We start from the raw sequence: 12,371 nt of genomic DNA, 5'->3' as shown, positions 1-12,371 counted from the left end.
TCTGCTAATTCATTTTAAAACGATGAAACTATCAGTATCATAACGTCATAATATGAACCATCACCAATTTATTCGCAAAAAAAGCTAGAAACTTATCAAAAGTTCCTAGCTTTTTTAGTAGTATTGAAATATTAATCGACATCAACGAAACCAAAACGTGATAGAGGATACAATCTGAAAGAGATAACACCTTTAATTTGATCTTTGTCAATGAGACCAAACTTACGACTATCATCTGTATTACGACGATTATCGTTCAGTACAAGGTACTGCCCCTTTTCAATCTTAGTTTGTTTATTATCTGTCAATGTTGCAATGGAAAAATCATCAGTGAAGAAATTCCCAGGTGAAACTGTCGCTAAATAAGCTGATTTACCCTTACTAATATAGGCTTCGTCAACTGACTTATCATTAACATAAAGGAAATCATCCATAGCTGTCACGCTCTTACCCTCATCAGCAATAACACGCCCAATGTATTCTTTACCATTAACTGTATAAAGAATAAAATCTTTTTTCTGAGGCTCAACATTTTTATTGAAAGTAACATAGTCACCAGCATGAATATAGTCATTAGCCTGACCTTCAGTCACACGGTGTGTTGAGAAGACAAAAGCTCTCAACAACAAAATCACTACAATGGCAAGAACTGCTATGATAATATTTCGAATTAAATCTCTCTTAACCATACTCACTCCTTATGGGTTCTAATAAAATCATAACATAAATAGAGAAATAAAAAAAGAGGGAGTGAGCAAGCTCAATGTATCTCTCCCTCTCTTAAAACCAATGATTAAAACGTTTCACAGCTTAATAGTCCTCAAAAAATGTTTGCATATTGACATCATCTGGAACTAAAGCAAGGTATTTTTCAGCCGTTGCACGCGCCTGATCCCTGTAACCAAATTCACGCAAAATATATGCATAATCATGGAGGAATTCAGGATTTTCAGATAAATCTTTAGCCAAATCTTGATAGATTTGAAAAGCTTCTTCTTCATCATCAAGTGCTTGGTAGGCCTTGGCAATGTTCCAACGAGCCAAAACAGAATCAACTTCATAATCGGCTAAAGCCACTAGATCCTCGTAACGTTCTTCTTCCAAATAGAGCGTACTTAAACGTAAGATAATCTCATCTTGGTCCTCAGCCAATGGCAAGGCTTGCTTCAAATAAGATTCAGCAGATTGAGTGTCATGCAACTCGTAGGATAACTGTGACGCTAGCAAAAGTAATTGAACATCAAAGGCATTTTTAGAAATCCCTTGTTGTGCCATTCGTAAAGCTTCTTCGGTTTTATGTTCTGCATGTAACGACAAGGCGTAAATATACTCATAACCTTCGAAGTCAGAAGACATGGTTTCTATCTGCTTAAAGTAAAAATTAGCTTTTTGATACTCTTCTTGATCATAGAGCAAAGTGGCTAACTCAAAAGCAACGGTATCATCATACTCAATTTCAATAGCTTTTTCCAAAAATTCACGAGCAGCTTCAAACTTTCCAAGACTGGCATAAGCCTTACCAATGCGTTCATAAGTAGAAACGCCAGTCATCGCAAGAAGGTCACGATTATCTAATTTAGCATAGTAATGAATTGCTTGTTCAAAATTTCCAAGTTCAAACTCCATCTCAGCCAAACCAAAAATAATCAATGAGTCATCTGATAATTGACTTGCCTCCAACAACTTATCACGTGCCACATCAGTTAAGCCCTCCATTTGGTAGAGGTCAGCCTTTACAATTAAAGCAGACAAATAGTCGTCAGATTCTTCAGGTATGACATCCAAATAGAGAAAAGCCTCTTCAATATCACCATCTTCGGCAGCAATTTGTGCTAGATTGACATTAACCTCTGGAAAATCAAAGCGAACTTTTTCATAAATTTCCTGTGCCTGTGGTAAGAAACCAATAGATTCTAAGTATTGGCCCAACTCAACAAGAACCTCTGCAGGGTCCTCTCGTAAAGCTTTTTTAAAATATTTGTCTGCGTGGTCTAAATCTTGGTTTCCAATAGAGGCAACCATTTTTTCACTATTTAACATCGTCTTTTTGTCCTTCATTTTCTAAATCATCTTGATAAAGATTACTTACAGAACGGTACCAATCAAAAATCTCTCTAACAACAACCTTGACAGAGGCATAAATTGGAATCCCCAATAAGACGCCCCAAACACCGTAAAGAGAACCTGCTGTCAAGAGAATGAACATAATGGTAATCGGGTGAATACTTAGTTTATTCCCCAAAACGAGTGGAGAAACAAAACGTCCCTCAATAGTTTGCTCAATGAAGAAAATGATGAGGACCTTGATCAACATAGCGGGTCCTTGCACCAGTCCCATGATTATAACTGGTACCATAGCAAGAAAGCTTCCCAGATAAGGAACCATGTTTAGAAAACCTGCCATAATACCGAAAGTCATACCATATCGAAGACCTACAATCTTAAACATAATACAGAACATGATGGCAACAACAATAGCGACTGTAACCTGGCCTTGAACATACCCTTCGAGCTGACTATTAATATCTGAAAGCATACGAACAGTAGTTTCACGAAAGCGAGTTGGTAAGGCTGAGACAAAGCTATGTTTCATCTTTTGGCTATCTCTTAAAAGGTAGAAGAGAATGAAAGGTGCCAAAATGATAGCTACTGTCACCCTTGCTACTGTGCTCGCAAAAGTTCCAACCCATGTCAAAGCCGATGAAGAAAAGTTCTCAGCATAATTGACCATTCTCGCTGAGAAATCACTAAGCATGGACTCTAAATCACCATGGAAGTTAGAAAGAATAGGCAGATTAATCCAACGTTCCGTTTCACTATTGGCACGTGCAATATATGATGGTGCATTTCGTATCAAGATCAAAATTTGATTTTGTAAGCTTGGAATAGCTGTTGAAATCCCCCAAACCAAGAGCAAGCCAAGTATAGCGTAGATGACCAAGATAGACATGGTTCGACTCAATCCCGTTCTTTCTACAAGTAGTACCAAAGGTTTTATTAAATAATAAAGGAGCATGGAAATAACCAATGGCAACATAATAATGGTCATAAACTGGATGACGGGTGAAAAAATGGGACTAATCTTGGTAAAAATAAAAACCGTCAAACCAATCAAAAGTAAGATGAAAAAAGCTACGACAGCCTGATTATTCAATATCCACTTAAAAAACCATGTTTCTGAAAAATTTTCTGTTTTTTTACGCTTCATAGTTCCTCCCTATTTATCATAAAATGTTACAGTTTTATCTACCAAGTTCTGGTTACGATCGTAGCTAAATTTTGCAGAGAAGAATGGTCTATCTTCAAGGATCCACTTAAAAATCTCATAGTCACCTTCCCAAGTTGGTTTAGATAAGACCTCATCATATGGTACCCATTCAAGCGTTCCTTCACGAGACTCCTCATCTGAGATGAGTTCTCCTTCAAAGCCAGTTACCTTAAAGACATAGGTGTACCAATCATGACCAGGGGTAAATTCTGGAAAGGTAATCATACCTTTAAAATCCATCTCAGTCACTGTAAAATGTGTTTCCTCGAGAATTTCACGACGAGCACATTCATCTGGTGTCTCTCCAGCTTCTAGTTTTCCCCCGACAGAAATCCACTTTCCTTCATGAACATCATTAGGCTTTTTATTACGATGTAGGAGCAAAAGCTCCTTTCCATTGTCAATATAACAAATGGTAGCTAACTTTGTCATAATGCATCTCTTTTCCAATGTTTTTTAAATATTATACCAAATATGGGATTGGATTTGGGCTTTGAGCAGACGATTTTGAGATATAGTTGAAAATCTGCTTTTCTGAACCTCCGGACAAACAAAAAGAGAACCAAAATAGTTCTCCTTTAATCTCTTAGTATTTCAAATAACGGCGCATTGCCATACGTGACCCAATCGAACCGATAATAATACCGACTGCAAAGAGGGTTCCGATAACCGCATAGACAAACCACTCTGGATCATACATCGAAATACCACCTTTGACAAAATCTGGATTCAAAGATGAGTAAACCATGTGATACAAAAGATAAATGAGCCCAGAAGGAATGATGGCACCAAGTGCTCCAATCCAAGCACCTTCCATCAAGTAGGGACGACGAATATATGAATTCTTAGCACCTACCAAACGCATGATTTGAATTTCAGTCGCACGTGACATAATGGTAATACGGATGGTATTTGAAATCAATAGGACAGCCACAATAGTTAAGAGTGCTGTGGCAATGATTCCCCAAAATTGAACACGTTTCATAGTGGACATCAGAATTTCAGTATCTGAGCCACCAAAGTTAGCATTATCAACACCCTGAATGGCTTTTGCTTCCTTGGCAACTCGACTCACATCATCTGGTGATTTCGTTTGGACGATGTAAACATCTGAAAGAGGGTTGGCATCTCCAGTAGCTGTCTCAAAACTTGAACCCATTGTTTCAATCAGTTGTTTCTTTTGCTCTTCTTTACTAGAGAAAGTAACCTTATCTACACCTTTGATTTTGGTCAAAGCATCATAAATCTTATGGTAGTCTTTATTAGCAACAATCTGTCCAGAAAGTTCTTTGACTGTTTTCGAGGCATCTGATGAATCAGGATCCAAGTAGACATTGACCTGAATATTCTTTTCAATATCTGAAGCCAATTTCTGCGTATTTAAGATAACAGATCCAAAGACACCTAAAAGTGAAAGAACAATCATTACCGAAAATACTGCCGTAAGTGTCGACAATAGATTACGTTTGAGATTCTTAATCGATTCTCCTAAATGGCGGAAAAAGCGTCTAATCATGGTAACCGTACTCTCCTTCCTCTTCATCACGAACAATACGTCCTTCTTCAATCGCTACGACACGATGACGAAGGTTATTAACGATAGTTGAGTTATGGGTTGCCATTATAATGGTAGTCCCTTGCAAGTTAATACGTTCAAGGACTTGCATAATTTCCCATGAAATCTCTGGGTCCAAGTTCCCTGTTGGTTCATCTGCAATCAACACTTTTGGATTATTGACGATAGCACGCGCAATAGCAACACGCTGTTGCTCACCACCAGACAACTGATTTGGGAACGAACGCATCTTGTGTTTAAGACCAACCAACTCGAGTACTTCTGCCACTCGTTTCTTGATATGACGAGGTTTCTCACCAATAACTTCCATGGCATAAGCAACATTTTCAAAAGCTGTTTTCTTTGGAAGGAGTTTATAATCCTGGAAAACAACTCCAATGGAACGTCTCAAGAGTGGAACGTCTTTCTTACGAAGTCGAGTTAAATCAAACTCTCCAACCTTCATAGAACCACTCGTTAATTTTTCTTCTTGGTAGAACAAGCGAATTAAACTTGATTTACCAGCACCAGAAGGGCCGACTAAGTAAACAAACTCCCCAGAGTTAACAGACAAATCAATGTGTCTAAGGGCTGTTGTTGACTTATCATACTTCTTAGTAACATCTTTTAATTCAATAAGAGCCATAATGTCAGTATTCAACTACTAAAGTAGCTGAACGCCTTCCTTTCATTGAGATAGAGTATCTTAATACTTAAAATAAGTATGTTATTACTATTCTTCCATGCGCCACTTGAGGTAGGCATCGATGAAGCCTTCAATATCCCCATCCATTACCTTATCAACCTGGGCAACTTCATAGCCTGTACGGTGATCTTTAACCATGGTATATGGCGTGAAAACGTATGAGCGAATTTGGCTTCCCCAAGTGATTTCTTTCTTATCACCTTTCAAAGCATTCACTTCTTCTGCTTTCTTTTCTTGCTCCATTTGATAGAGTTTAGCTTGAAGCATCTTCATCGCACGGTCGCGGTTCCCATATTGTGTACGGTCAACCGTTGAAGCTACAACAATACCTGTTGGAATGTGGGTCAAACGCACACCAGTTGAAACCTTGTTGACGTTCTGACCACCAGCACCACCTGAACGGAATGTATCCATCTTGATATCATCATCACGGATTTCAACTTCGATGGTATCATCCAATTCAGGCATGACTTCCACAGATGTAAATGAGGTATGACGACGTTTGGCAGAGTCAAATGGTGAAATACGAACCAAACGGTGGACACCCATTTCTGATTTGAGGAAACCATAAGCATTAGGTCCTTCAAAAGCAAGGGTGACAGATTTGATTCCAGCTTCATCCCCCGCCTGATAATCCAAAGTCTCAACCTTGAACCCTTTGGCATTTCCATAACGTTGGTACATACGGAGCAACATATCAGCCCAGTCCTGAGCTTCTGTACCACCAGAGCCTGGGTGAATTTCCAGAATGGCATTGTTATGGTCATATGGTTCAGACAAGAGCAGTGTCATCTCGTAACTTGTCATAATCTTATCAAGTTTTTCGAGTGTTTCTTCGAGCTCTTCTTGAACACTATCATCTTCTTCCAACATTTCTAAATAAAGCTCTGTCTCGTCAGAGAGTTCTTGCATATTGTTGAAAGTTTCGTATTTCATTTTGAGCTCATTTAACTCTTGTGAAGTCTTTTGAGCTGCAATATTATCATTCCAAAAATCTGGCTCAGTCATTCGGTTTTCAAGGAGCGCAATGTCCTCTTCCAAACGATCTAAGTCAAAGAGACCTCCCGAAGCTCACGAGCTTCTCTTGATTTTCAGAGATTTTTTGGCGAATTTCTGCCACTTCCATGGATAGGTTTCCTCCATTTTATAGTATTATGCTTAATTCTAGCATAAATCACTTAAATTTGCCATTTTGCACACACAAGCTCCCACTCGGCTTGGGATTCTTCATCCTTAGGTGACAGTTCCCGCATATAGTCTAACATAGCCTCATCAGGCTTCTTAACAATCTCTCCGAGAGCCCAAATGGCAGTTGCCGTGTGAATGGGATTATTATTCTTATCGATAATCTCCATCAGTTTGACAATAGCATTGCGATCATGTAAGTTGGCCAAGGCAATAATGGCATTACGTTGAAGAATATTCTTCCCTCGCCATGAACCGGCAATCATACCAAATTTCTCCTTAAAGGACTTATTGCTCAGCTCAAGAAATGGAAGCAATTCGGGCATGGCAAGCTCAGGATCTATGTCTGAAGCCAAAGGATTGTCGATACCTCTGTTATATGGACAGGAAATCTGACAAATGTCACAGCCATAGATAACAGTCTTTATTTTCTTTCGAAACTCCATATCCATCATCCCCTTATCTTGGGTCTGGAAGGATAGGCAACGACGGGCATTCATAGTCCCATCGCCAATGAGACAGGATGTCGGACAGGCATCCAGACAACGACGACAATCCCCACAGCCATAGTCTACTTCATGATCAGGTTCTATCTCTAGATTAGTGATAAGCTCACCGAGATACATGTAGGAGCCGTATTCTTTTGAAATCACTAGTCCATTCTTTCCGATAAAGCCTATTCCAGCTCGCTTGGCCACTGCTGTATCGACCAAGGCTCCAGTATCCACCATACCTTTATATTCGAAGTTTTCCGTCAGTTTTTCAATACCTTCTGCCAGGCGTTTTAGTTTGTCCTGCAAAACATAGTGATAATCTAGCCCCCACGAATTTGGAGTGATTTTGCCCCGCTTAAATTCTGTTTTTTGGGGCTGTTGCGGCAACTTATGCGGATAAGCTACTGCAATGGAAATGATGGTTTTAGCTGATTCTAAGGTCAACTTAGGATAAATACGCTCTTCAATATTTTTATGTTCAAACCCTGTTGTTCGCCCTTCTTCGACACCAAGTCGAAGGGATTTCTCCAGATAGGCAAAATCATCAGCGGTTGTAAAACCAATTTTTGAAATGCCAATTTCCTTGGCCATCTTTTGTATTTCTAACTTGATATCCATATTCTTATCATAATGAAAATATAGTCCAAGGGCAAGTATTTTCCATCATCTTCATTTAGAGACAAGCCTTAACCTTTTTGTTACAATGTTCCTATGACAAGACTTGCAGTAATGAGTGATTTACATATTGATTTGAATCACTTTGAAACATATGAAATCGATACTCTAATAAAGTGCCTAAAAGATCAAGAAGTTAGTCATCTCCATATCGCTGGTGATATTTCTAACCATTATTATATCGACACGAAACCTTTCCTACGAAAACTGTCCAAGGCGGTCAAGGTTACCTATAATTTAGGCAATCATGATATGCTTGATTTAGAGGATGACCTTATTGATAATCTTGATTTTCAGGTGATTGATTTAGGAAGTAAGACCTTATTGGCTTTTCATGGATGGTATGATTATTCCTATTCTGATGAAAAATTGGATAAAATTCTTAAACGTAAGAAACAACTCTGGTTCGACCGACGACTTAAACGATTGGGTACAGATCCCGAAATCTGTCAAACTAGTCTCCAGAAGCTAGATAATATCTTAAGTGAATTAGACACGAATAACCTTATAGTTGCCATGCATTTTGTTCCTCATAGTCGTTTCACCATGACGCACGAACGTTTTAAACCTTTTAACGCTTATTTGGGATCTGAACAATTCCATCAGATTTTCGTCAAACATGGCGTTAAAGATGTTGTTTTTGGTCATGCCCACCGCAGTTATGGGACGGTAACTATTGACGGTGTAACCTATCACTCGCGTCCTCTTGGATACCGACGAGAATGGGACTTAACCATTGACTTTGTTTCCAATCACCCTGAACTCAATCCTACTGGAACATGGAATCTCTCTAAACGGTACAACCTAGTCAAGAAACGACAAGAGTTTTTAGAGTATGAAAAAAAGGAACTAGCAAATGAGTTCCTTTCCTCTATGACACTATTCGATTTGTAGAACGACTCTTATGGGAGTCGTTTTTTTAGTCGGTGAAAAATCCCTGCTTTTGAAGGTCCTTCAAGGTATTAGCACGGTTAGCAACTGATTTATCCATGGTCTTAGCAATCTGAGTCGTAAATTCATCAACTCTATTATTGAGATCGCGGAGGTCGTAATACTCATGGACTTCAGCATCGTAATCTTTTAGCTCCTCTAAAGGATTTTCTAAATCCTGATAATAATTTTCCATATGGATAACGTGACGTGGCAAACGAGGTTTAAGCTGTGGTTCCTGATCTGGCCAACCAACTGCTAGGCCTACTGCAGGATAGACATACTTAGGCAGTTTGAGAAGCTCCGAAAGCTTGGCATTATCATTCAAGATACTACCCAAATAAACTGTTCCCATACCTAAACTCTCAGCAGCTACTACCACATTTTGAGCAGCAATCATTGCATCTGAAAAGGCCGAGATAAAGCGTTCGGGACTACCTTGCACCAAGGCTTCAGCACCCTTTGCCTCTGCAATCAAAGTATTACGTCTTTGGTCTACAACAAAGACAAAAAGATGCCCAGCATTTGGAATATAAGGCTGATTCGCAATTTCAGCAATTTCTTCCTTCAATTTTTGATCAGTAATACTGATAATCGAATAGGATTGTCTAAAATTACTAGTTGCCGTATGTCTGGCAACATCAACCAGAAGGTCAACTTCTTCCTGTGTCAAAGCTAGAGGTTTAAATTGACGGATGCTGCGGTGATTGAGTTGTGTCTTAATGGTCTCGTTCATGGCCTTCTCCTTAACTTGTGATCATTTCTCTTCAATTATAAACAAGACTTCTCCTGAATTCAAGATGTGATAAGAAAAAGCCAGAGACCATTATCTCTGACTTTATGTTTTAAATAGCGTCTTTATCCTTACCAAGGGCACGTTGAATAGCTTTGACTAATTCAACCAATACCACAATCAAGAAGGAACCTACAATAACCGCAAGCCATTGTGTCAGACTAAGGTGTGACACATGGAAAAGGTTATTAAATCCAGGAACTACGATAGTTGCCATCAAAAGAACGAAGGCCACTGGAATTGCCCAGTTGAAAGTCTTGTTCCTAAAGAGACCAACTTTAAAGACTGATTGATAAACAGATTTAACGTTAAAGGCATGGAGCAACTGGATTAATCCAAGTGTGGCAAAGGCCATTGTAAGGGCATCCGCATGAATTTCTGCTTGTGTATGATGCTCTGGAAAGGCAAGACCCCAACCATATACTGCAAGAACAAGGATAGTTTGGAAAACACCTTGATACATAATCGCTCCGAAGACACCACCATCAAAGAAGTTTGATTGGCGACCACGAGGTTTGTGAGCCATAATACCTGGTTCAGCTGGCTCAACCCCAAGTGCGATAGCTGGAAGTGTATCAGTGACCAGGTTAATCCAGAGAAGGTGTACTGGTTGAAGCACATCCCAACCAAATAGTGTGGCAAAGAAGATAATGAAGACTTCTGCCATGTTGGCTGACAAGAGGTATTGGATTGATTTTTGAATATTTGAGAAGACCTTACGTCCTTCTTCTACGGCAACGATAATTGTCGCAAAGTTATCATCGGCAAGAACCATATCTGAAGCTCCCTTAGAAACCTCTGTACCTGTGATTCCCATACCAATACCGATATCAGCTGTCTTAAGTGAAGGCGCATCATTAACCCCATCACCTGTCATGGCAACAACCTTGCCATCATTTTGCCAAGCCTTAACGATACGAACCTTGTGTTCAGGAGATACACGCGCATAGACAGAGTACTGTTTGAAGACTTTTTGGAATTCTTCATCAGAAAGCTCATTAAGCTCAGCGCCAGTAAAGACATGATCTTCCGTATCATTTGGATCAATGATACCAAGACGCTTAGCGATTGCTTCTGCTGTATCTTGGTGGTCCCCAGTAATCATGATTGGACGAATCCCCGCTTCTTTAGCGACACGGACAGCCTCTGCTGCTTCTGGACGTTCTGGGTCAATCATACCTACCAAACCTGAGAAAATCAAATCAGACTCAACAACTGCAGATTCCAAGGTAGGAATGTCATTCGTTGTCTTATAAGCCATCATCAAGACACGAAGGGCTTGTTTTGCCAAGTCCTTATTAGTCGCAAGGATAGCTTGTTTGTCTTCATCCGTGATAGGACGGACCTCACCATTGATTTCAATACGAGTCACACGTTTGAGCAATTGGTCAGGCGCACCTTTAACGGCTACAAAGTATGTACCATCCGCTTCTTTGTGGATAGTAGACATGAGCTTACGGTCAGAGTCAAATGGCAATTCTGCCACACGAGGCTCCGATTTCAAGACGTCACGCACATCAAAATTGTGGTCCAAACCAAATTGAACAAGGGCTGTTTCAGTAGGATCCCCGATTAGTTTACCGTCTGGGTCTACCTTAGTATCATTGGCAAAGTTCATAATACGAAGGGTCGTATTATCAGCACCAAGTTCTGTATCAGCACTTTGCAATTGACCGTTTGTATAGACCTTCTCAACGGTCATCTGGTTCATGGTCAAGGTACCAGTCTTATCTGAAGCGATAATTTCAGTCGAACCAAGCGTTTCAACTGCTGGCAATTTACGAACAATCGAATTACGTTTGGCAAGAGTTGTTGTACCTAATGACAAAAGAATGGTTACAATAGCAGGTAAACCTTCAGGAATGGCTGCAACGGCAAGAGCAACAGCAACCATCAAACCTTCAAGAGGCTGTTCGCCACGAATGAAGACACTAACCAAGAATGTTACCAAAGCAATAGCGACAATAAGATAGGTTAAAGTCTTAGATAGTTGCTCCAAACTTTGCTTCAACGGTGTTTGGGATTCGTCCGCATTGGCTAGCATATCCGCAATCTTACCAACCTCAGTATACATACCTGTATTGGTCACAACACCTGCACCACGACCGTACGTTACATTCGAGTTTTGATAAGCCATATTCACACGGTCACCGATACCTGCCTCTGCTTCAACCGCCTCGGTAACGTCTTTTTCAACCGGAACGGATTCACCTGTAAGGGCAGCTTCTTCAATCTTAAGTGAGGCTGCTTCGAGCAAACGCATGTCCGCAGGAACGACATCACCTGCTTCAAGCAAGACGATATCTCCTGGAACTAATTCGCGTGCATCAATTTCAACGACATGGCCATCACGGCGCACACGAGCCATAGGGCTAGACATGTTTTTGAGGGCTTCAATAGCCGCTTCTGCTTGTCCTTCTTGATAAACACCAAAGGCTGCATTCAAAACAACAACGGCTAAAATAATGCAGGCATCAGTCAAACCATGCATACCTTCTGTAATAACAGAAAGAGCCGCAGCAACAAGTAGGATGATAATCATCAAATCTTTAAACTGGTCGATGAATTTTGACAAGAGGCTGCGTTTTTCACCTTCATCCAACTCGTTATAGCCGTAGGCATCTAAACGTTCCTTGGCTTGTGCAGTAGACAAACCGTCAACAGAAGTGTCCAAGCTTTTTAGGACTTCTTCCTCTCCTTGTGTGTAAAACAAGGCTTTACTTTGTTCTTTAGACAAAATAATCTCCTCCTTCTATATAGGGAAA

General features: G+C 40.0%; 11 protein-coding genes. 1 reads left to right on the top strand and 10 read right to left on the bottom strand.

From position 1 onward, the window contains the following. Positions 1-131: 131 nt before the first annotated feature. From lepB to queG, 8 genes are all read right to left on the bottom strand, one after another. Positions 132-689 (bottom strand): signal peptidase I, encoded by a 558-nt coding sequence (lepB, locus tag SSAL8618_RS05015; protein ID WP_037597744.1) that lies wholly within the window; start codon positions 687-689, stop codon positions 132-134. Positions 690-810: 121 nt separating this feature from the next. After that, positions 811-2,040, bottom strand: a complete 1,230-nt coding sequence (locus SSAL8618_RS05010) for a tetratricopeptide repeat protein (protein ID WP_038675907.1) — start codon at positions 2,038-2,040, stop codon at positions 811-813. Then, positions 2,030-3,208: an AI-2E family transporter gene (locus SSAL8618_RS05005; protein WP_038675906.1), complete on the bottom strand. Its 1,179-nt coding sequence runs from the start codon at positions 3,206-3,208 to the stop codon at positions 2,030-2,032. The genes SSAL8618_RS05010 and SSAL8618_RS05005 overlap by 11 nt, the downstream gene beginning before the upstream one ends. 9 nt (positions 3,209-3,217) lie before the next feature. Continuing rightward, positions 3,218-3,700, bottom strand: a complete 483-nt coding sequence (locus SSAL8618_RS05000) for an NUDIX hydrolase (protein ID WP_037597740.1) — start codon at positions 3,698-3,700, stop codon at positions 3,218-3,220. A gap of 154 nt (positions 3,701-3,854) precedes the next feature. Continuing rightward, on the bottom strand, positions 3,855-4,784 hold the full coding sequence (gene ftsX / locus SSAL8618_RS04995) for a permease-like cell division protein FtsX (RefSeq protein ID WP_003092823.1): 930 nt from the start codon (positions 4,782-4,784) through the stop codon (positions 3,855-3,857). Then, complete coding sequence (ftsE, locus tag SSAL8618_RS04990) at positions 4,777-5,469, bottom strand: cell division ATP-binding protein FtsE (RefSeq protein WP_002885005.1); 693 nt, start codon at positions 5,467-5,469, stop codon at positions 4,777-4,779. Before ftsE ends, ftsX begins: the two co-directional genes overlap by 8 nt. 87 nt (positions 5,470-5,556) lie before the next feature. Continuing rightward, positions 5,557-6,655 (bottom strand): peptide chain release factor 2 gene (prfB, locus tag SSAL8618_RS04985; protein WP_096833329.1). Its coding sequence is split into 2 segments (ribosomal slippage): positions 5,557-6,582 and positions 6,584-6,655, totalling 1,098 coding nucleotides; the frame shifts between segments, so codons are not numbered across the junction. A gap of 52 nt (positions 6,656-6,707) precedes the next feature. Continuing rightward, positions 6,708-7,826 carry a tRNA epoxyqueuosine(34) reductase QueG gene (gene queG, locus SSAL8618_RS04980; RefSeq protein ID WP_038675902.1) on the bottom strand — a complete coding sequence of 373 codons (1,119 nt, stop codon included), beginning with the start codon at positions 7,824-7,826 and terminating at the stop codon, positions 6,708-6,710. 93 nt (positions 7,827-7,919) lie between these two features. Here queG and SSAL8618_RS04975 point away from each other — a divergent pair, with 93 nt between their 5' ends. Then, positions 7,920-8,777 carry a metallophosphoesterase gene (locus SSAL8618_RS04975; protein WP_038675900.1) on the top strand — a complete coding sequence of 286 codons (858 nt, stop codon included), beginning with the start codon at positions 7,920-7,922 and terminating at the stop codon, positions 8,775-8,777. A 25-nt stretch (positions 8,778-8,802) separates the two neighbouring features. On the opposite strand, the gene SSAL8618_RS04970 is transcribed toward SSAL8618_RS04975, so the two are convergent. Beyond that, positions 8,803-9,549, bottom strand: coding sequence for an NADPH-dependent oxidoreductase (locus SSAL8618_RS04970; protein ID WP_038675899.1), 747 nt, complete (start codon positions 9,547-9,549; stop codon positions 8,803-8,805). 109 nt (positions 9,550-9,658) lie between these two features. After that, positions 9,659-12,343 carry a cation-translocating P-type ATPase gene (locus SSAL8618_RS04965; RefSeq protein WP_038675897.1) on the bottom strand — a complete coding sequence of 895 codons (2,685 nt, stop codon included), beginning with the start codon at positions 12,341-12,343 and terminating at the stop codon, positions 9,659-9,661. Positions 12,344-12,371: the final 28 nt, after the last annotated feature.

Origin of the sequence: Streptococcus salivarius (genome assembly GCF_000785515.1) — a bacterium.
GTDB lineage: Bacteria > Bacillota > Bacilli > Lactobacillales > Streptococcaceae > Streptococcus > Streptococcus salivarius.
Note: the sequence above shows the minus strand (reverse complement) of the source record. Positions and strands in the feature narration are given on the sequence as shown.